This is a genomic window from Paenibacillus sp. KACC 21273 (assembly GCF_028736095.1).
Taxonomy (GTDB): Bacteria; Bacillota; Bacilli; order Paenibacillales; family Paenibacillaceae; genus Saccharibacillus; species Saccharibacillus kyungheensis.
Genome location: NZ_CP117876.1, coordinates 5,165,068 through 5,186,344, shown reverse-complemented (window position 1 = coordinate 5,186,344; position 21,277 = coordinate 5,165,068). Strand labels below are relative to the sequence as shown.

Sequence of the window (21,277 nt, the reverse complement as noted above, 5' to 3'; positions counted from 1 at the left end):
AAAAGGAGAACATTTAACCATGACTATTATTTCTGATGTTTATGCACGCGAAGTTCTTGACTCCCGCGGTAACCCTACAGTTGAAGTTGAAGTATACTTGGAATCTGGCGCTTTGGGTCGCGCTATCGTTCCTTCTGGCGCATCTACTGGTGCTCATGAAGCTGTAGAACTTCGTGACGAAGACAAATCTCGTTACTTGGGTAAAGGCGTTCTTAAAGCAGTAGAGAACGTTAACGAAATCATCGCTCCAGAAATCATTGGTATGGATGCTTTGGATCAATTGGGTATCGATAAAGCAATGATCAAATTGGATGGTACTCCTAACAAAGCTAAATTGGGTGCTAACGCTATTCTTGCAGTATCTATGGCTACTGCTCGTGCAGCTGCTGATGCTCTTGACCTTCCATTGTATGTATACTTGGGCGGATTCAACGCAAAACAATTGCCAGTACCAATGATGAACATCATCAACGGTGGTGAGCACGCTGATAACAACGTTGACGTTCAAGAATTCATGGTATTGCCAGTTGGAGCTCCTAGCTTCAAAGAAGCTCTTCGTACAGGTGCTGAGATTTTCCACAGCCTTAAATCTGTATTGAAAGCTAAAGGACTTAGCACTTCTGTAGGTGACGAAGGTGGATTCGCTCCTAACTTCACATCTAACGAAGAAGCATTGACTTCTATTATCGAAGCAATCGAAAAAGCTGGTTACAAACCAGGTGTTGACGTATTCTTGGGTATGGACGTTGCTTCTACTGAGTTCTACAAAAACGGTAAATATGAACTTGCTGGCGAAGGTAAATCATACACTTCTGCTGAGTTCGTAGACTTGATGGCTTCATGGGTTGATAAATACCCAATCATTACAATCGAAGATGGTTGTTCTGAAGATGACTGGGAAGGTTGGAAATTGTTAACTGAGAAATTGGGAGACAAAGTTCAATTGGTTGGTGACGACTTGTTCGTAACAAACACTGAGCGTCTTGGTCGTGGTATTGAAGAAGGTATTGGTAACTCTATCCTTGTTAAAGTTAACCAAATCGGTACACTTTCTGAAACATTTGATGCGATCGAAATGGCTAAACGCGCTGGTTACACAGCTGTTATCTCTCACCGCTCTGGTGAATCCGAAGATAGCACAATCGCTGACATCGCTGTAGCGACAAATGCTGGACAAATCAAAACAGGTGCTCCTTCACGTACAGACCGTATTGCTAAATATAACCAATTGCTTCGCATCGAAGATCAATTGGGTGACCTTGCTAAATACGATGGTCTTAAATCTTTCTATAACTTGACTGCACACAGAGGCTTGACTAAATAATTGACTTTTAACTTTGGATTCAGATTCTTTTAGAAGAAGATGATCAAAGGTCAAAAGATAGATCACAACCATCCGGTATCATGCCGGGTGGTTGTTTTTGTATAGATAGGTGTTGGCTAAGATTATGAATATGTTGACACGTAAAAAAGAAGGGTAAGCTTCAAAAACTGACTTAATCATACATATCGGCGTAAAAAGATTGCTTTTCACTTGAAAAATATGCTAAAATAAGAATGCTGTTTTCTATACGATTATTACATACGATAGTGATAGTCAATCGCTATTGTTCTTATATGATAACGATAGATGTTCGGCGTATTCGTTTGAGGAGGTGGAATTCATGTTATTGACTTTGAAAGTACTGCTCATGATTTTTTCCGTTGGGTTGATCGTTATTGTTCTACTTCAAAAAGGTAAAAGTGCTGGACTTTCTGGTGCCATCTCCGGCGGTGCGGAACATCTTTTTGGTAAAACCAAAGCGCGCGGAATGGAACTGGTGTTGGAACGTACAACAGTAGGTCTAGCTATTGGATTTTTTGTTTTAGCTATTCTTGTAGCGGTCTTTAGTTAAATCATGAATCGCCTGATTCGGTAGAGCATCATTTTACCGGTTCAGGCGATTTTTATATGTTAGGCAAAAGATTGTTCTTTGGTTAGTGATTGTTCATAGAGAATTCATATAAAGGAACTATACTTGGAATTGTTCCCGAGCTTGTCCATTATTCCCATGCAAGACATGTAAGACCGAAGTCCATGATGTGCAATACTTTTCAGGCAGTTTTGTTATTCCCAACCAAGGAGGGGATAATAGAACTGCCCTCTTTTTTTATACAGATCAATACAGGCAACTGAATATTTGAAGCGAATTGAATGAGTGAGATTAATTTAGTGTATACTAGGGTATGAGTATACTAAACGCTACAATGCATACAGTTGTACATACGGATCAAGAAGGGAACATAAGCTTACCCTGAAGGTCGTCCGAGGTGAAATGATATGATTACTGAACAACAAGTATTAGATGTAATAAAAAGTATCGATTATAAACCAATGACTTATCAAGAGTTGGAGCAGCAGTTAGAGATTCAAGCGGCTTCTGATTTTAAAGAATTGGTCAAAATATTAAATGAACTTGAGCACACAGGAGTGATCGTGCAGAACAAGTCTCATCGTTATGGTCTACCTGAACATATGGATCTGGTTCGTGGACGTATTCAAGCCCATGCTAAAGGATTTGCTTTTCTGATTCCTGAGGAAAAAGAGCATGGCGATGTCTACATCAATGCCAATGATATGGGAACGGCGATGAACGGTGATATCGTGTTTGTGAAAGTCACTTCTCGCAGTACGACAGGTGGTCGTATGGAAGGCGAAGTGGTCCGCGTGATTACTCGCAAAAATACACGCATCGTTGGTGTATTTCAAGGACTCGATACGTACGGATTTATTATCCCTGATGACAAGCGGATTAACCGCGATATTTTTGTGCCTAAAGAGTCATTCGGTGGTGCAGTTGAAGGGGAAAAAGTGGTTGCTGAAATCGTCAGCTATCCAGAAGGCAGAGCAGCAGCAGAAGGACGAATTGTTGAAGTGTTGGGTCACAAAGATGATCCAGGTGTAGACATTTTATCTGTTATTCGTAAGCATCAATTACCAGAATCATTCCCTGATGAAATTATGGATGAAGCGCAAGCGGCTCCTGATTCTATTACAGATGCAGAGATCGTCGAACAAGGTAGACGTGATCTACGCGACAAAAATATCGTAACGATCGATGGTGAAGATGCCAAAGACTTGGATGATGCGGTCAATGTAGAGCGTCTCGAGAACGGACATTACCGTCTGGGCGTTCATATTGCAGATGTAGGCTACTACGTCAAAGAAGGCTCTAAGCTTGATATTGAAGCCTACAACCGCGGATGTAGTGTGTATCTAGTGGATCGCGTCATTCCGATGCTACCTCATCGCTTGTCTAATGGTATCTGTAGTCTACATCCACAGGTAGATCGCCTTACCCTTTCATGCGAAATGGAATTCGATGAGCATATGAAAGTCGTGAAGCATGAAATCTTTACCAGTGTGATCAAAACCAAAGAGCGTATGACCTATACGAATGTACGCAAAATTTTGGAAGATGAAGATCCAGAATTGTTAGAACGTTATGCTCCGCTTGTCGAAGATTTCAAATTGATGCGTGAATTGGCGATGCAGTTACGTGAGATGCGTGCTCGTCGTGGCGCAGTTGATTTTGATTTTGACGAAGCGAAGATTATTTTAGATGAAAAAGGTAGACCGGTCGATATCGTGAAGCGTGAGCGTTCGGTAGCAGAACAGATTATCGAAGAGTTTATGCTAGCAGCGAATGAGACGGTAGCCGAGCATTTCAGTACGCTTCAAGTGCCTTTCTTGTATCGTATTCATGAGAATCCAGATCAAGAGAAATTACAGAACTTCTTAGCATTCGCTTCCAACTTTGGTCATGTGATCAAAGGAACAGGCGATCATATTCATCCACGTGCCTTGCAACAATTGTTGCAAGATATCAAAGGTGAAAAAGAAGAAACAGTGATCAGCACAATGATGCTTCGTTCGATGAAACAAGCGAAATATTCCGCAGACAGTTCAGGTCACTTTGGACTAGCCGCAGATTATTATAGTCACTTTACATCGCCGATTCGTCGTTATCCCGATCTGGTTATTCACCGCGTGATTCGTGAAGTGATCGAAAATGGTGGTAAGCTGAAGCCGAAGCGCCAGGATTATCTGAATTCTCGTATGGCAGATATTGCGCAACAATCTTCAGAACGTGAGCGTGTGGCTGTCGATGCAGAGCGCGATACCGATCAACTGAAAAAAGCGGAATATATGCTGGATAAAGTGGGCGAAGAATTCGAAGGTATTATCAGCAGTGTGACAAGCTTCGGTATGTTTATCGAGCTGGATAATACAGTAGAAGGTCTGATCCGCTTAGGAATGCTGACCGACGATTATTATCATTTTGACGATAAACAAATGATCTTGCTTGGTGAACGTACTTCCAAAATCTATCGTATCGGTGATGCAATTACGGTACGTGTAGCCCGCGTGAATATGGAAGATCATACGATCGACTTTGAGCTTAAAGATATGCCGAAAAGCAATCGTCCTGAACGCGCAGATCGTGGTGCTCGTCCTCCGCGTGGAGATAGCGACCGTAGAGGTGGACGTGGCGGAGATCGTGGTAAAAACAAAGCAGCTAGTAAAGCGGCGAAATTCGGTAAAGCAGCGAAGGCTGCCAAAGCGACCAAAGCTCCTAGCACTTCAGTAGCGCCTACTACAGATACAGGCAGTAAAAAGCCAGGCAGACGCAAACGTAAATCATCTGCGGCAGCTTCCGGTCAGACGACTGCGGTAAATGTACCGACTACTCAACCACGCAACCCGGACAGTACGACAGCTGTCAATACAGGTGAGGGTAAGCCTAAAAAAGCGAAAGGCATTTCGACCAATGCTCCGAAAAGTTCGGGTAAAGACAATTCTCGTAACTTTAACTTCGGTTCAGGAAAAGGCGGCTATAACAGCCCTGTCGAAAGTAGCAAAAAGCGTAAAGGTAGCCCGGCACCAAGACGCAAAAAGATAGAAGGTCCTGTATTCGATCCAGAAGCAGGCAATATCCAAACGTCTTCGGCTAAAGTAGATACAGGTAAAACAGGTGGCGAAGTGAAAAAAAGTCGTCCACGCAAACGTAAACCGAAATCTACCGAGCAAAAACCTGAATAAATAACGATAGATCGGCTTTCTTCTTTCTCTGTATACCTTAGAATGAGGAGAGAGGATGAAGAAATGCCGGTCTTTATTTAAAATGATAGGTAGACAAGTATAGATAACAAAGTAAATCTGCAAGGTATAACATAAGTCATAGTTAACTAATTCGTTTATAAAGGAGTGAACCCTTATGGCACTTAAAAAGGGTGAAAGTAAAGTTCTTGCACAGAACAAAAAAGCATCACACGATTATTTTATCGAAGATACGTATGAAGCAGGAATGGTCTTAACCGGAACAGAGATCAAATCATTGCGCCGCGCAAGAGCGAATATTGGAGATGCGTTCTCGACGATTCGTAATGGCGAAGTATTTTTGCACAATATGCATATCAGCCCTTTTGAAGAAGGTAATCGTGCGAATCCAACCGATCCGACACGTACTCGTAAATTGCTACTGCATAAAGGTCAGATCAGCAAATTGATCGGTGCTTCCAAGCGAGACGGATATACCATCGTTCCGCTCAAAATCTATATCCGCAACGGGTATGCCAAGCTATTAATCGGTCTAGGAAAAGGTAAGAAACAGCATGATAAACGTGCGTCTGCTGCCAAAAAAGATGCAGATCGTGATATTCAACGCGCACTACGGGATAATCAGAAGGTTTCTCGTTAAGTAAGTAAACGTTGAAAAGCGAAGTCATCATCATTTTGTAGTGAGTTAGTTACAATTAACAGACAGATGGGTAAATGGATAGTGAAGCTGGTGTGAATCAGCGATGAGGTTAGTACGTGCTGGCTTACAGAGCAGATAATGGCTAGAGGAACAACATGGTATGGATCTCAGAACAACGTTGGTGTATTCGTACAACTGTTCACAGAGCCTAAAATGTGGTATACTCATAGTCTGTGGTCGTTGTATATTCTTTCAGTAGAAACAGCATATTGCTGATACATGACACACTTTACAGTTCTTTCTTATGGAGGGAAAGACTGTTGCTGTATATTCGGATAACGAGACTCATGTGATCCGTTCTAATCCAGCACCCTTTTTATTAAGGGGGCGTTTATGGATTCGACGGGGGTAGTTCGAGCATGGGTAGCGGGTAGTGGGGACGCGTCCGCTTTATCAACGCTAAAGCCTATTAAACGGCAAACAACAAACTAACTACGCTTTCGCAGCTTAATAACCTGTGAGCGTGCTCTCCCCTCGCATCGCCCATGTGCCAGGACGAGGGCCCAACTAATAGTGGGCTACGCTGTCACATCTCCGCCTGAGGTGTGCTGAATAAGATAACCAGGCTGACCCAAAGGGAATCCGGTGACAGGGAGTTCCTAGGGTGACATCAAATCTGTCACTACACCCGTAGAAGCTTATGTAACGTTGCCTTCGGACAGGGGTTCGACTCCCCTCGCCTCCATTGAAATACTAGCTTTCTATATTATATGGGGACTTCTCAGGTACGGAAAGTGGTAGAGAAAAAGACACCAGCCATTCGAGGGCGGTGTCTTTTTCTTTTATACAGGAAACAACTTACTATTGTTCATATATTTTCGTCCTTTTAAAGGATAATTCACCGGAACATAGACTGGGTGAGTTATTTTTGCGTATCCATTTCGATATAACTTCAATTCTCTTTTAAATTGAACACCAAGTCCTTAATTTCTTTTTCTGTAGACCGATATTGACCGCAAACTGCTGGAAGCGTTCATTTTAAAACACAAACCTCTATTGGATAACTTGTCTTTCTTACGACTTGACGACATTGCTCACATAGTGTGGTGATAGTGGCAAGTCTTTGGATATAGCTGGCTTCTGAGTAGTAAGCTGATGAAATTTTAGACTGCTTACCTTAATTGGACAGCCCAACCGTTTACTGATCTTAGCCTAACGTTACTTTTATGGTCTGGAGCATTAGTTAAACTATTAGCTACAGGATTATTCGAACTTGTACTGAGCAATCGTGCTGCTTAAAACAAATAATCTCTCTCTACTAACTATCATTGGCAGAGGGTGAGTTCATTTTACAAATCAATTGACTAAAATTACTAAATTAAATATACGCTATGGGCTTTTTATTAAGTAGTTGTATATGGATAATATGAATAAATATTTATAAAATGAGGTGCTATATTGGGTTTTTTCGAAAATATTTCAAGATTAGAGCATGAACTAATAATTGAAGCTGAGTTATCGCATGGAGATTATTTTTTATATCTTCAAGAAATCTCCGAATACTTTGGAGATTATTTTCTTAAAGAAGACAATTTTTTCAACAATGTTGAAGAGGTTTATAACTTTAAAGTTTTATATATGAAATTAGATAAGATGTTAAAACTGGCTGGATTATCAATCATTAGACTACATATGAATCAAGCATATATGGATTTGAGAAATGCATTGGAATTGGGGTGTTTGGCTGCTTATTCTTTGGTCTTTCCAGAAACTGAATTCGTGTTTAGCAATCAAAAAAGTAATATTGATGAATTACAAAAGGATCGGCAATATAAGGAGAAGAAATTAAAAGAGAAGGTTTATAAATGGTTAGCTGAAAGCTTCCCTGAGCATTCTAAAGTGATAAAACATAATAAAGATCTTATTAATCAAAATGTTGCTCACGGTAATGCTTTTGATGCACACTCTTTAATAGAGAAGTTAGATGATAATCAGTTTATATTTAGTTTCCATGATCGATATCATCCAAAATATATCAGAAAAACAATGTGGATTATTTCGAATACTATGTTTACATTTATGCATCTTTTTTATAATGCAGCCGTTTCAAATAAATTAATTATTAAAAATAATGAGATTGAGATTAAGCTAACAGCATTTTTACAAACTGATATGAAAATAAGATCAGAAATAAAGAATATGTTTATTTCTGACGACGAATCACAATTGAGAGTGTGAAAAAGCTGATGCACAAAGTTATTAGTGTTACTGCTAAAGTGATATACTGTAGCATCGTTTTCCCTCCTTTATATTTTGAGATGAGTTAAAAATATAAGAATGTATTAAACTCATAGAAAAATAAAGAAAATCATCATATTATCTTTTGTAATATGATGAGTTGGGGTATAATTGTGTTAGGGGAACAGGCAATATTATTGCCTGTTCAGATCATTACTTTTTCTTTCTTTGGGACTTTAAACGTTGGGAGCGCTTAGAGTCTTTTTTCTTTTTGTCAGCGGAATTACGCAATGCAATAAACAAATTGATTAGTGCAGTCAGTAACCCTATACATGCTGCAATCAGAGCAAGAAGGTCCAAAGTAATCACCTCCTTCCTAACACTTCATTATTATATCATTTGCAGAGTTGTTAAGTTAGAAATTTAGAATTTATTTAGCAGGTTATCAAATATCATAATTCTATATCTTAGTGTATAATTTATTTATTCTGTATTTTTAGAAAAAATATTGTTTAGCGAGGCTGTGCGCTTCATATTATTTTCAAGTATTGGAGCTTTTTCAGGAATGGTTTTTTGGGTATCTATTTTTTGAATTAGTCCCCTACCTTACATATGAACAGAATCCTTTATGTTCCTTGTGCTTGACCTTTTAAGTTATATGCTACATATGGAAGAACTTCCTTATTTGGCTCCAATCATGTTTACAATTTTTTATGTACTCGTTATCAGAGTCAAGATTTTGTAGTTTACGTTATTTAAAAATAGATAGTGATCTAGTAGCAGAAAGACCATCTTTTTTATAAGTGGCCTTTTTGTATCTCTATACTGTTTTAGCTAGTTGGCATTGCTAAATCTATTATTCTCGTTTATTATGTTAGGTAGCCTAACTCACTAAATTTCGAAAAGGAGAACCTATGACTATTTTTAAAAGTATGGACACGTGCTACAAGTTCTTTAACCGTCAGTTAACCGCCGAGTTTTTAAAAGCTGGATACGGCGAAATGACCTTCAATAGTTATCAATATTTAATCGCTATTTATAAATTACATAAGGATGGAGATCGAGCTACGGTTACGGAAATTGCTAACCGATTGAGTGTGAAAAAATCGTCTGTCGTTGAAATGGTCAAAACATTATTAAAGCATCAATATGTGATCAAAAAAGAGAATCTGAAAGATAAAAGAAGATTTACACTAGAACTAAGTGATAAAGGGTTCGACATGATGAAGATCGAAGCGGCATTTTCAGAGAAAATGATTAAATTTTTCTATGATCCGCTTGAGCCAGAAGAAGCTGAGAAGTTTGAAAAGATTTTGGGGAAAGTGGCACAGCATTTAGAAGATGAGGTGTTCCAATGATTATTTGGATTAATGGAGCTTACGGTTCTGGCAAATCGACTTGTGCATATGAGTTACATCGAAGATTGCCTGATTCATTCGTATATGATCCTGAGAATGTTGGCTATTTTATTCGTAAAAATATACCTATAGCTTTACATGAACCCAATTTTCAAGACCATACACAGTGGCGTTCGTTTAATTACGATATGCTGAAATATTTATCGTCTACATATGAAGGGACTATTATTGCACCTATGACATTGATCGATCCTCGCTATTATGAGGAAATTATCGGTCGTTTAGTGAGAGATGGTGTAGAAGTATATCACTTTATCCTTTATGCGGAAAAGGAAACGATTGAGAAAAGACTCAAAAAGCGCTTTGAACGGGGAACATGGACGAGGGAAAGAATTGAGCCGTGTATGTATGCTTTTGACCATTTCATTACAGAAGAGAAAATTATAACAGACGATAAAAGTATCGATCAGATCATCGAGGAGATTGCAGATCGAAGTCAGCTTCGCTTAATAAAGGATTCTCGAAGTGCATTTCAGAAAAAGATGGATCATTATAAAACTACGCTAAAACAGATAAGGTTTTAAATTATTTTTGTCGTCTGGGATATAAGTTCTGCTGTATCCGCTAGAGGCAATATGATTAATGTTTGAGTGTATAAAGATATGTATTGGAGTTAGAAATTCCCTGTCTACATTGCTTTTTGTTTTGCCATAGCTAATAACTATAACCAGATATACCTTTTCAGCTTACGTAAAGAAAGTCTCCCCGTGTTAAAATAAACAAATCATCATTACACGTGAACAATACCAAGGGGGACTTTAATATGAGTGATAAATTTCAAATCGTAGGAAGCTTGTTGCGACCGGCTGAGTTGTTAGAATATAAAACACAAATCGAGCATCGGGACGATATTCACTATCCGTTCTATCAGGAATTCGATGGATATGAGCAGACGGAAGCGAAGGCGATCCAGTCTGTTGTGGAAAAAGAAATCGAAAATGACCTGTCGATCATTACAGATGGTGAATATTCCAAATCCATGTGGCATCTGGACTTTGTCTGGGGCTTTCAAGGGATCGAACGTTATATTGCAGATCATGGATACTTTTTCCGCGATACGGATGGTAGCTCCAAATACGAGACACGCAAAGATATCGGGCTACGGATTACAGGTGAACTAGGTGGGAAAAACCATCATTTTATCGAAGTATTCAAAAAGCTAAAAGACCATGCAGGCGATCGTGAGACGAAGTTATGTGTACCGTCTCCATCTCATATTTTCGGTGAATTGTCCTGGTCGGATAATATCGGCGGAACGGATGCGGTCTACCAAAATTCCAAAGAACTCAAAGCGGGTCTGGTGAAAGCTTATACTGAATTTGTGAAAGAATTTGCTGAAGCTGGCGGTAAAATTCTACAATTTGACGATTGCTTATGGGAACTATTCGCAGACGATAACCCGAACTCTCCTTACACTGGCGAGCATATCAACCAAGAGGAAGTACAGGCGCTTGCGACTGAATTTATCGATATTAGCAATACTGTTATCGACTATGGTCACAGTCTGGGACTGAAAATGTGGACGCATAACTGCCGTGGTAACTACGATTCTCGCAACATGGGTGGCGGATCGTATGTGAAGATTGCGAATCTGTTCTTAAAGCAATTGAAATATGATCGCTTTTTCTTAGAGTGGGATGACGAGCGCGCAGGTTCACTTGAAGCGCTTGCTGTATTCAAAGACAAGCCAAATACTGAGGTTGTCTTGGGCTTACTATCTTCCAAAACAAGTACGTTAGATGATGAAGAACGTGTTCTTCGACTGCTGGATGAAGCATCTACGATTATTGATAAAGATCGTTTGTTGCTTTCTCATCAATGCGGATTTGCTTCTTGCGATGGTGGTAATGAATTGACCGAAGCAGAGCAGTGGAAAAAAATCAATCAAGGGCAGAAGATTGCGGAGCAGTATTGGGCGAATTAAATTTCTACTTCATAATAAACGATACAGATTATGAGATTACTCTATTATAGTAAAAGAGAAGCCATTCATTATATTTTAATGAGTGGCTTTTTGATATTGACTATGATATCCTCTACTCAAAGTTATAATAGTTATAACTTTGTAACTTCAAAGATTAAATAAATAGAGGTGATTATAGTGAACAAAATTATAAAACTAAATCAAAAAACGTCAGATCATAAAGTATATTCTCGTAAAATTGGTCGGATGGGAAATAGTCTTGGAGTTAGCTTTCCAAAGTTGCTTGCTGAGAAGTTAGATATTTCTCAAGGGGATGAAATTGAGTTTATTGAAAATAATGAGGGTGAGATTATATTAAGAAAGGTTCGTCAAATAGAGCTTCCTGAACATGTTCGCCCTGAAGTGTTAGAAGCGTTTTATGATGTATTTGAGGAAGATCGTGCGATATTTGATGATTTGAAGGACAGATAATATGACTCTGTTTTTAACCAAAGAAGAAGTCATTGCTGCTCATTATTACATGATGAGACAAATGAACGATGTGGATCAGGCAGGAATCAAAGATCATACCTTGCTTGATTCTGCTATACATAGACCGATGCAGAGTTTATTTGGGGAAGATGCGTATCCTAGTTTGTTTGATAAAGCGGGAGCGTTATTAGAATCTCTTGTTAAAAACCATTGTTTTCATAACGGCAATAAACGTACAGCTTATTTAGTGGTGAAATCTTTTTTAATGATTAATGGTTATCATTTGAGAATGGAACGTGTATTTGCTGTTGAATTTATTGTAGATATTGCGAAAGGGCATACTTCTTTAGAGCAAATTGTCACTATACTTTATGAGCATTCTGTATCCAAATAGTGTTTTATTGAAATTGTGAAAATAAATATAAAAACAAACGTATCTCGACCTAGTATAGATATTTCGGTTTAAATATGATAGCGTTTTCTCTAGCTAGTATTACATATATCTGTCTCGTTGAAAGAGCTATTGATCAACTTTTCAAGCACTATAAATAAAATCATAGAACGGAGCCAAAGCCTATGACCAACCTATCTCTTGAAATCCAAAACACTACAGGCAAAGTCTTAGCTTCTCATACGGACACCGATCAAGTACATCTTGTCTACACTCAAGCTTATCAACCGGAAGATATCATTGTACTCAAATGCTCCAACCCTAATACATACCTCATCATCCAACTTGAGGACTCGATGGGTGAAGTTTTTGTTTATTTTACAGGTGAAGAATACCGATATCCTATCCCCTTTGCTGAAAAAAGAACCTCATATTCACCGAAATCTTTTATAGGAGAAATGCATTTATTAACTGCCCGTCTAGCAACAAATGAAGAAATACAGTCTTATCGGAATCTAGCCTATAACCCGTATGACCAACACATCAATGAAGTCTGCTATCCACATGCTTCGGCAAATGTAGAGACGCGTGGGGAAGCTGTTTTTGCAGCGCGCAATGCGATCAATGGGAATCGAGCCAATCATTCGCATGGAGAATGGCCTTATGAATCGTGGGGGATTAATCAGCGTGCAGATGCGGCGATTACGATTCATTTTGGACGTAACGTATTGATCGATCAGGTGGTGCTGACGTTACGAGCAGATTTTCCGCATGATAATTATTGGGAACGTGTGACATTAACTTATTCGGATGGAAGTTCAGAGCAAGTGAATCTGGTCAAAACACATCAACCGCAAACGATCTCTATTGAAAAAAGAACAGTGGACTGGGTCACATTGAGCGAGTTAATCCAATCCGATGATCCTTCTCCTTTTCCAGCTTTGACCCAGTTTGAAGTGTATGGTCGGGAAGCTTGATGAAAAAGTGATGTTCTCTTTAGAACGCAAAAATTATTTTAGATTATGATATAATAAATAGAATAAATAGCTTATTTTTAGAGGAGGAAAATCTTATGCTACTTAGTAGAGAGCAACTTCAACAAGTCAACATAAATGTGCGTTTAAAAGCGAAAGAAGCAGGAGCTTCTATTTATTATATAAAAAATAATAAACGTCTCCGTGAAGATGCTAGCGGACAAAAATATGAGATTGTTTATACTGAATCAGGAGAGCGTAAAGAGTATCAATATCACGAGTGAATTGAATGCTACTCTAGTTATAGCCGATCAGGTCATTATTATAGATAATACATATGAGCTTTCTATTATTGCTGAAATAGAAAAAAATAAGATGATTTATTGTATAGCGGAAATTCCAGAATGGTCTTATGATACATTAGCTTTGTTCAAAGAGTATTAACTCTTGAGCATCGCTATTTTTTGCTTTTACACACGATGAAGTACATAATATAGACAGACGTATGAAAACAGGAGGCGATAGATTTGAGTACATCTACAATAGGTGTTCCATTGAAAGGTTTTGCAGAATTCAGTCGTAAAGTAGCTGCGGAAGGTGCCGTATTATTGAAAAATGATGATCAAGTTCTTCCGATTCAGAAAAAAGAAAGCGTTTCAATATTTGGACGCACGCAGGTGAATTATTATCGTAGTGGGACAGGTTCAGGTGGTAGTGTGCATGTAGCGTATACGACTAACCTTTTAGATGGATTGCGTAGCAAAGCAGATATTACGGTCAACGAACAACTGGCTTCGGTATATGAGAAATGGATCGAGGAAAATCCGTTTGATAACGGTGGCGGTGGTTGGGCAGCAGAACCGTGGTTCCAGAAAGAAATGCCTTTAACCGATGAATTGGTAGCTGAAGCGCGGAAACATTCGGATAAAGCGGTTATGATTATCGGGCGTACTGCTGGTGAAGATCAGGATAATGCAGACGAACCGGGAAGTTATAAGTTAACGTTAGAGGAAAAATCCATGTTGCAACATGTAACTACTCATTTTGACAAAACAGTTGTGATCTTAAATGTATCCAATATTGTAGATATGAGCTGGATCAATGATACAGGATACATACACCCGATTAGCAGTGTGATTTACGCATGGCATGGTGGGATGGAAGGCGGTAACGCGATTGCAGATGTGCTTGTCGGCGAAGTGACACCTAGCGGGAAGCTAACCGATACTATCGCTTACTCGATTGCAGATTATCCATCTACACGCAATTATGGTAATGAATTTAAAAGTATTTATGAAGAAGATATTTATGTAGGTTATCGTTATTTTGAGACATTCTGTCCGGATAAAGTGCAATTCGAATTTGGTTATGGATTGTCTTACACAGACTTCACTATAGATCCTCAAGAAGCGAAAGTGATCTCCCGAGATGGAGCAGACCATATTGAGATCAATGTAAATGTGAAAAATAGCGGTTCTAAGTTTGCAGGTAAAGAAGTGGTTCAAGTCTATGTCGAAGCACCGCAAGGCGAGCTTGGACAACCGACTAAAGTATTAGCGGCTTTTGGCAAAACCAAAGTATTACAACCGGGAGAAACTGAAACGTTAACGATTACGTTCCCTATGCATTCACTCGCTTCTTATGATGATAGTGGTGTTACTGGGCATCCGTCCGCATATGTGCTGGAACAGGGTACGTATATTTTCCATGTAGGAACCAGTGTGAAAAAGGTACAACCTGTACAGGTCGATGGACAAAACGGTTATGTATTGGAGCAACTGCAAGTGGTTGAGCAATTAGCAGAAGCGATGGCTCCACTAGAAAGCTTTTACCGTTTCAAACCTGGTGCTCGTCAAGAGGACGGTTCGTATGAACTGAGTTCAGTTGAAGTGCCTACCCGTCAGATTTCGTTAAAAGATCGGATTCAGCAAAATCTACCAGAACCTTTGCCACAGACAGGCGACAAAGGACACAAACTCAAAGATGTTGCAGATGGCAAAGTCAGTATTCAAGACTTTGTATCTCAGTTAAATGATGAAGATTTGGCTGCTCTGGTACGTGGCGAAGGGATGAGTAGTCCGCTCGTAACGTCGGGTACAGCGTCTGCTTTTGGCGGCGTGAGCGATAGTCTATTTGGTTACGGGATTCCAGTAGCTTGTACAGCAGATGGCCCATCTGGTATTCGTATGGATAGCGGAGAGCAGTCTACTCAAGTGTCGATTGGAACACTATTGGCGGCAACATGGAATAGCGAACTAGTCGAAGAATTGTATGTGATGGAAGGTCAGGAAATGCTGATTAACCATATTGACGCATTGCTTGGGCCGGGACTGAATATTCGCCGTAGTCCGTTAAATGGACGTAATTTTGAATATTTTTCAGAAGATCCGTTGATCTCAGGTGTATTTGCAGCTGCTTGTACACGAGGCATTATGAAAGGCGGTTCCAATGCAACATTGAAGCATTTCGCTTGTAATAATCAGGAGAAGCATCGTAGCAAAGTAGATGCTGTCGTGTCTGAACGTGCGCTACGCCAGATTTATCTCAAAGGATTCGAGATTGCTGTGAAGCAAGGTGGCGCGAACTCGGTCATGACTTCATACAACCCGATTAATAGCCACTGGGCGGCTTCTAACTATGATCTGAATACAACTATTTTGCGTGGTGAATGGGGCTTCAACGGTATTGTGATGACTGACTGGTGGGCGATTATGAATGATCCAGCAGACGCAGGGCCGGCTGATCGCAAACATATGCATGCAATGGTACGCGCGCAAAATGATCTCTATATGGTTGTGCCTAACTATGGTGCAGAGACCAATGCATGGGGCGATAATATTATCGAATCATTGACAAATGGAGCGTTAACGGTGGGTGAGTTACAACGTTGTGCGATCAATATTTGTGAATTTATTATGCAAGCGCCTGTATTTGGGCGAAAAGAAGCGTTTGTTGAAAGTGTAGATGTTTTTAAAGGAAATGCTAATCTATCCGCAGAACAAGCGCAAAAAGTGAAACCAAACCAACCGATTCCACTGGATACGAATGAGTCGACATTTATCGAAGTCAAAGAAGCCGGTATGTACCGATTGTTCGCTTACGTGATGTCACCTGAAAATGATCTAGCGCAAAGTGCTTGTAACTTAACGTTTAATGATCAGTTAGTGACCACGATCCAGACCAATGGTACAGAAGGCAAATGGATCACACAGAAGTTAGTAAAAGTGGAATTAGAAGCCGGCGTATACGAATTGAAGTTTGAATTTGTGAAGCCGGGTATTGAAGTGAAACATTTGGAATTAAGAAAAGTATAAATATTTGGTTTAATTTCAAAAGGAAGAAAGCCACTAGTTGCATTTAGACTAGTGGCTTTTTGTTCTTTCATGCTATTTTTTGGTGACTATACCCATATGATTGAAAAATAAATACTACAAAATATATGCACACAGAAATTTAAAAAGAAACCGAATGATCTGAAATCAGCTCAACAATTTCCTCAAAAGTGTACATATGATTAACCATATTTACCGTGAAATCTGTAGCTTGTTTGGGTTCCATTTTAAAATGGTAGCCGTTGTAATGTAGAAAAATAACGAGAGCAGTGAAGGCTGTTCTTTTGTTTGCATGTTGAAAAGCATGATTCTCACCAAGAGATTGAAATAAAGCAGTCGCTTTTTCAAAAATAGAGGGGGATGCTTCTTCGTAAGCTGAAGATTGAGGACGAAGAAGAGCAGATTCTAATAGGCTCTTACTTTTAATACCGATGGGTTCACCAGGACTATACTTCTGAATAACCGCAATATTGATAGCGACAACTTCTGCTAAAGATAGATAACGAATAGCATCCATTATCTATCTTTCAATTCGTTGAGAGTCGTATCGTATTGCCCCATAACTTGCGAAAGGGTATCTAAAAAATCTGGGCTGATGCCAGCAGGTAAATCTACTTTTTGCACTTTTTTGATCACAATTTCTTCGCTATTTTCTTTAATATTGACCTCTACTTTATCTCCAGCTTCTAATCCGAGTTGTTTAAATGCTTCTGTCATCGTTAGACCTAAGCTGTTGCCAAACTTAGAAACTTTACGTTCTAAGTGTAATGATTTACTCATATCATCAATTCCTCCTGTAAAATAATTATACTGTTATAACAATTATACATCACTTAAAAGCGCTTGTTAACATAAAAATCTTCTCTACTGCTATCTATTTTCCAACGATTACAAAATTAAGCATTGAAAAGTATAACCATAGTAGAGTAATATGACTATATAATATGCAATTATATTAATTTATTAATATTTTTATTAACTATAGATAGAGATAGGAGAATAGCAATGACTCAATTACACGATAAGTTAGTTGTACAATATAAGTTTGATAACGCAGAACATATCGCTCAAGATTCTTCAGGAAAAGCAAATGATGGGATCGTTGCAGGCACGACCCAGCCTGTGATTGCTGAAGTGTATGGTAGAAATGCAGTTACGTTTGCAGGTGGGCAAAATGGTAGTTCATTTATCCAACTTCCTGTTGATGCACTGCAAAATGTAAGCGATAACAATGGAATAACAGTTACGACATGGGTGAATTTGGGGATGGGCGTGAGTATCTGGGAGCGTCTTTTTGATTTTGGTAATGGTGAAGGAAGTCCGTCTTTATTTATGACACGCCAGATGCGTGGAACATTAACAGCAGATGGGGATTTAGCGATTGATCCGGGCAAAGGATTTGTACGGGATGAATGGATGCATGTAGCTCTATCTGTCAAAGGAACCGAAGGTGGCACACTGAGCAGTGCAGGGCCTGTCGTCTATGTAAATGGTGAAGTGCTTGCAGATGGATCGATTAGCCAGACGTCTAGTGGGAATTATGCACGTCTGCGCCACTGGTTCCAAGCCTTTGCAGAACAGACCAGCAAAGAAGCCAATTATATCGGACGCTCTCAATTTGTAGCAGATGATGATTTTGTCGGCTCGTTATCTGATTTCCGTATATATGAAGCAGGATTATCTGCGGACGAGATCATAGAAGTAATGTGCGATTCGTTAACTGATGAAGAGATTATTCGATTAGCACGTGATAAATATCTTTCATTTCCAACCACCATTATTACCAAAGATATCTTATTACCACAGCAATTAATGGGTGGACGTGTCAATGTAGCATGGACATCTAATCAACCGAAATGGTTATCTGATCAAGGGCAGATCGGAGACGTGACCGAGCCACAAGCGGTGACTTTGACCGCGGTGCTTACTAGAGGTACGACTACGCTGGAGAAAAGTTACCATGTGTCTGTACTTCCTGCACATGTACCACCATATACGCTTACGATTCATGGTGACCGGGAAGTATTGGACGTGAGCGAAGTGATGTATGGCTTATTTTATGAAGATATCAACAACGCGGCAGACGGTGGGATCTATGCGGAGTTGGTGCAGAACCGTTCGTTTGAATCGTTTGCATTTGATACCTATTCTCATGCTTCTGGAGAATGTGGATGTTCTACAGGGCGTAATCGTGAGCCATTGTTTGCATGGTTCGGTGATACAGAGCAAATGACTCCACAATCCAGTGGTGGCTTGAATGAACACTTTGGTGTACAAGATCCAGAAGTGAATTCGTATTATGTGACAGTTGCGGATGAAGCGACTATTTATAACCGCGGATTTGGGGATACGAATCATAACTGTGCGATGGCGATCCGTACAGGAACGCAGTATGATTTCACGATCTGGGCAAAAGCTGAATCTGTCGGAAGTATCACGATCCAGTTACAGTCTGCTGAACATGACAGTCTTAGCGAACCAATCACCATCCTTATTGAAGGCAATCACACATGGAAAAAGTATGGTGTAGAGACTCCGATTACATTGACAGGAATAGCGAATGGATTTGGACAATTAGCGCTGACTTTTGATGGAGATATCTCGATTGATATGGTGTCGCTAATGCCTCGTGATGTATGGGGAGCGACAGAAGAAGTGTCTTCGTCTTCTGCTCATAGTAACTATACAGGCAATCCGAATTACCGTTTGCGCAAAGATCTGGTCAATGCATTAGTCGATATGCATCCTAAGTTTTTACGTTTTCCAGGAGGCTGTATATCAGAAGGTTCGTTTATCTGGGAAAATGTATACGATTGGAAAGACTCGATCGGAGATATCGAATTACGCAAAGAAAACTTTAACGTCTGGGGCTATATGATGACGATGGGTCTGGGTTATATGGAATATTTCCAATTAGCCGAAGACTTGAATGCTCTTCCACTTCCTGTGATGGCATGTGGTGTATTGTGTCAGGCACGCTCGGATTATGCGCATCCAGCAGGTGGGGAATTACGGGATTACTTTATTAAGAACTTTACCGATCTGATCGACTTTGCGATTAGTACGGATTTTGAACATAACGAATGGGCTGCGATGCGTCGTCATATGGGGCATGAAGCACCATTTGATCTGCGTTACTTAGGCGTTGGAAATGAAAACTGGGGCGTAGAGTTTTTTGCTAATTTTGAAGTGTTCAAAGTATCAATCGATCAATATATGGAGAAACATTATCCTGATCATGAACTGCATATTATCTCAACAGTGGGAGCACAGGCAGACGATGATGCGTATCAACAAGGATGGAAATTTTTGAGCGGAAATATGGAAGGATCGGCAGAAGTAGCTTTTGCAGACGGACAGAAAGTGATCGAAGAAACAGTCACATGGTACAAAGACCAACCTAACTATATGGATACGATTGCAGATGAACATTATTATCGTTCGAATGAATATTTGCTAAGTAATGCAGATCGGTATAACTACTACTATAGAGCGTATCAGCCAGATGGCAGTATCGACTGGCAACAATCGTCCAAAGTATTTGTCGGTGAATATGCATCTACTGATAAAAATACATTAGCAGGAGCGGTAGCCGAAGCCGCTGTAATTACAGGATTTGAGAATAATGCAGATGTAGTCCGTCTCGCCGCTTATGCGCCACTATTTAACAAAGTATTAACCGATGGAACTTATCGCTGGACTCCAGATTGTATCTGGTTTGATGATGAAAGTGTCTGGTTTACACCGAACTATTATGTACAGCATTTATATGCAAAATATCTGGGAAATAAAGTACTGGGCACTTCCTTTTCCACTTATAAAAATGGTAAATCGATGGAACTTATTCCTCGTGGCGGAATTGAGATTGCAACAGGAAATGCAGAAGTGATCATCAGTCATGCCAAAGTCACATCTAATCGGGATCGTTCAGTACTATTAGAGCAAGATTTCACACAACCACTCCAATCGATCTGGCAAGAAATTCCGGGTTCTGTTGGTTATACGATCGATCCAGCGCAAGGATTAGTATTGCACGCTCAAGCCAGTGGCTTAAATGGTCTCTATATACTCAATGAAGAATGGACAGATTACACAGTGGAGGTGATTGCTTCTAGAGTGTCCGGTACAGATGGTTTTTACGTAGGTGCAGGTCTGACCGATATCTCTGCGGAGAACAAAGATGTGATCGAATATGCGATTGGTTATGGTGGTCAGGCGACAGGTGTCAAAGTGCATAAGCAAGGTGTCGAAAGCTATACACTGGGCGATTATTCTACCAGTACAGCAGCAGGTAATCTAAGAGCAGCAAGCTATGAAGCTATTACCGATCATACCCCGTATACCATCACTGTTAATTACGGTGGAGATACTGGCAATCGTCTTATCTGCTCCTACACGAACGGTCAGACGGCAAGTAAAGTACTGGATTACAAATTAGAAGCTTACAATCGTGAAGTGTTCCATTCCGTCACTAAAGACGAGAATCATGTCTATGTCAAATTAGTTAATGCAGATGATGCAGACAAAGCAACACGTATTGATCTGCAAGCATTTACCGTATCTCAGACAGCCAAATGGATTACATTAACAGGGGATGCTGAACTGGTACATGTTCCCAATGTGAACAAAAAGAACGACGAAAAAGTAGTTCCTCAAGAGCAACAAGTACAGATCGATAATCAGTCATTGGTTGTCGTCTTACCTGCCAATTCAGTCAATGTACTTGTACTTGATGTACAGTCATAATTCATTGTTATCGATTGCTTATTAATAGTATGACAGAGCGGG

General features: G+C 39.8%; 17 protein-coding genes and 1 other RNA gene. 16 read left to right on the top strand and 2 right to left on the bottom strand.

All coding sequences use genetic code 11. The features are described 5' to 3' along the window. The first annotated feature begins 19 nt into the window (after positions 1–19). The 15 genes from eno to PQ460_RS22650 all read left to right on the top strand — a co-directional run bounded on the left by eno (position 20) and on the right by PQ460_RS22650 (position 16,471). Positions 20–1,324 carry a phosphopyruvate hydratase gene (gene eno / locus PQ460_RS22720; RefSeq protein WP_204826913.1) on the top strand — a complete coding sequence of 435 codons (1,305 nt, stop codon included), beginning with the start codon at positions 20–22 and terminating at the stop codon, positions 1,322–1,324. Between the two features lie 340 nt (positions 1,325–1,664). Next, entirely contained in the window at positions 1,665–1,895 is a 231-nt protein-coding gene (secG, locus tag PQ460_RS22715; RefSeq protein ID WP_069325812.1) for a preprotein translocase subunit SecG, read from the top strand. 425 nt (positions 1,896–2,320) lie between these two features. Beyond that, positions 2,321–5,083, top strand: coding sequence for a ribonuclease R (rnr, locus tag PQ460_RS22710; protein ID WP_274171287.1), 2,763 nt, complete (start codon positions 2,321–2,323; stop codon positions 5,081–5,083). Between the two features lie 175 nt (positions 5,084–5,258). After that, complete coding sequence (gene smpB / locus PQ460_RS22705; protein WP_274171286.1) at positions 5,259–5,741, top strand: SsrA-binding protein SmpB; 483 nt, start codon at positions 5,259–5,261, stop codon at positions 5,739–5,741. 138 nt (positions 5,742–5,879) lie between these two features. Continuing rightward, the gene (locus PQ460_RS22700) at positions 5,880–6,017 is read left to right on the top strand and encodes a hypothetical protein (protein ID WP_274171285.1); all 138 of its coding nucleotides are present in this window, start codon (positions 5,880–5,882) and stop codon (positions 6,015–6,017) included. Positions 6,018–6,124: 107 nt separating this feature from the next. Further along, positions 6,125–6,489, top strand: a transfer-messenger RNA (tmRNA) gene (gene ssrA / locus PQ460_RS22695). Positions 6,490–7,199: 710 nt separating this feature from the next. Beyond that, on the top strand, positions 7,200–7,979 hold the full coding sequence (locus tag PQ460_RS22690) for a hypothetical protein (RefSeq protein WP_274171284.1): 780 nt from the start codon (positions 7,200–7,202) through the stop codon (positions 7,977–7,979). A 932-nt stretch (positions 7,980–8,911) separates the two neighbouring features. Beyond that, complete coding sequence (locus tag PQ460_RS22685) at positions 8,912–9,337, top strand: MarR family winged helix-turn-helix transcriptional regulator (RefSeq protein ID WP_274171283.1); 426 nt, start codon at positions 8,912–8,914, stop codon at positions 9,335–9,337. Then, positions 9,334–9,921: an AAA family ATPase gene (locus PQ460_RS22680; protein ID WP_274171282.1), complete on the top strand. Its 588-nt coding sequence runs from the start codon at positions 9,334–9,336 to the stop codon at positions 9,919–9,921. The genes PQ460_RS22685 and PQ460_RS22680 overlap by 4 nt, the downstream gene beginning before the upstream one ends. A gap of 239 nt (positions 9,922–10,160) precedes the next feature. Then, complete coding sequence (locus tag PQ460_RS22675) at positions 10,161–11,321, top strand: cobalamin-independent methionine synthase II family protein (protein ID WP_274171281.1); 1,161 nt, start codon at positions 10,161–10,163, stop codon at positions 11,319–11,321. 177 nt (positions 11,322–11,498) lie between these two features. Continuing rightward, a complete protein-coding gene (locus tag PQ460_RS22670) occupies positions 11,499–11,792 on the top strand; it encodes an AbrB/MazE/SpoVT family DNA-binding domain-containing protein (protein ID WP_274171280.1) in 294 nt (97 codons plus the stop codon). A 1-nt stretch (position 11,793) separates the two neighbouring features. Beyond that, positions 11,794–12,186, top strand: a complete 393-nt coding sequence (locus tag PQ460_RS22665) for a type II toxin-antitoxin system death-on-curing family toxin (RefSeq protein WP_274171279.1) — start codon at positions 11,794–11,796, stop codon at positions 12,184–12,186. Between the two features lie 182 nt (positions 12,187–12,368). Further along, positions 12,369–13,160 (top strand): carbohydrate-binding protein, encoded by a 792-nt coding sequence (locus tag PQ460_RS22660; protein WP_274171278.1) that lies wholly within the window; start codon positions 12,369–12,371, stop codon positions 13,158–13,160. Between the two features lie 95 nt (positions 13,161–13,255). Beyond that, positions 13,256–13,441 (top strand): hypothetical protein, encoded by a 186-nt coding sequence (locus PQ460_RS22655; RefSeq protein WP_274171277.1) that lies wholly within the window; start codon positions 13,256–13,258, stop codon positions 13,439–13,441. A gap of 243 nt (positions 13,442–13,684) precedes the next feature. Continuing rightward, positions 13,685–16,471: a glycoside hydrolase family 3 C-terminal domain-containing protein gene (locus tag PQ460_RS22650; RefSeq protein WP_274171276.1), complete on the top strand. Its 2,787-nt coding sequence runs from the start codon at positions 13,685–13,687 to the stop codon at positions 16,469–16,471. Between the two features lie 139 nt (positions 16,472–16,610). Here PQ460_RS22650 and PQ460_RS22645 read toward each other — a convergent pair whose 3' ends face one another. Together PQ460_RS22645 and PQ460_RS22640 are read right to left on the bottom strand one after the other, a co-directional pair. Further along, positions 16,611–17,006, bottom strand: a complete 396-nt coding sequence (locus PQ460_RS22645) for a type II toxin-antitoxin system death-on-curing family toxin (protein WP_274171275.1) — start codon at positions 17,004–17,006, stop codon at positions 16,611–16,613. Beyond that, positions 17,006–17,269, bottom strand: coding sequence for an AbrB/MazE/SpoVT family DNA-binding domain-containing protein (locus PQ460_RS22640; protein WP_274171274.1), 264 nt, complete (start codon positions 17,267–17,269; stop codon positions 17,006–17,008). Before PQ460_RS22640 ends, PQ460_RS22645 begins: the two co-directional genes overlap by 1 nt. Positions 17,270–17,494: 225 nt before the next feature. Here PQ460_RS22640 and PQ460_RS22635 point away from each other — a divergent pair, with 225 nt between their 5' ends. Further along, positions 17,495–21,235, top strand: a complete 3,741-nt coding sequence (locus PQ460_RS22635; RefSeq protein WP_274171273.1) for an alpha-L-arabinofuranosidase C-terminal domain-containing protein — start codon at positions 17,495–17,497, stop codon at positions 21,233–21,235. The last annotated feature ends 42 nt before the right edge of the window (positions 21,236–21,277 follow it).

Bases quoted from the DNA above. Each gene is read 5' to 3' on its own strand.
- eno (WP_204826913.1), top strand. From the start codon at position 20: ATGACTATTATTTCTGATGTTTATGCACGCGAAGTTCTTGACTCCCGC.
- secG (WP_069325812.1), top strand. From the start codon at position 1,665: ATGTTATTGACTTTGAAAGTACTGCTCATGATTTTTTCCGTTGGGTTG.
- rnr (WP_274171287.1), top strand. From the start codon at position 2,321: ATGATTACTGAACAACAAGTATTAGATGTAATAAAAAGTATCGATTAT.
- smpB (WP_274171286.1), top strand. From the start codon at position 5,259: ATGGCACTTAAAAAGGGTGAAAGTAAAGTTCTTGCACAGAACAAAAAA.
- PQ460_RS22700 (WP_274171285.1), top strand. From the start codon at position 5,880: ATGGCTAGAGGAACAACATGGTATGGATCTCAGAACAACGTTGGTGTA.
- PQ460_RS22685 (WP_274171283.1), top strand. From the start codon at position 8,912: ATGGACACGTGCTACAAGTTCTTTAACCGTCAGTTAACCGCCGAGTTT.
- PQ460_RS22680 (WP_274171282.1), top strand. From the start codon at position 9,334: ATGATTATTTGGATTAATGGAGCTTACGGTTCTGGCAAATCGACTTGT.
- PQ460_RS22675 (WP_274171281.1), top strand. From the start codon at position 10,161: ATGAGTGATAAATTTCAAATCGTAGGAAGCTTGTTGCGACCGGCTGAG.
- PQ460_RS22665 (WP_274171279.1), top strand. From the start codon at position 11,794: ATGACTCTGTTTTTAACCAAAGAAGAAGTCATTGCTGCTCATTATTAC.
- PQ460_RS22660 (WP_274171278.1), top strand. From the start codon at position 12,369: ATGACCAACCTATCTCTTGAAATCCAAAACACTACAGGCAAAGTCTTA.
- PQ460_RS22655 (WP_274171277.1), top strand. From the start codon at position 13,256: ATGCTACTTAGTAGAGAGCAACTTCAACAAGTCAACATAAATGTGCGT.
- PQ460_RS22645 (WP_274171275.1), bottom strand. From the start codon at position 17,006: ATGGATGCTATTCGTTATCTATCTTTAGCAGAAGTTGTCGCTATCAAT.
- PQ460_RS22640 (WP_274171274.1), bottom strand. From the start codon at position 17,269: ATGAGTAAATCATTACACTTAGAACGTAAAGTTTCTAAGTTTGGCAAC.
- PQ460_RS22635 (WP_274171273.1), top strand. From the start codon at position 17,495: ATGACTCAATTACACGATAAGTTAGTTGTACAATATAAGTTTGATAAC.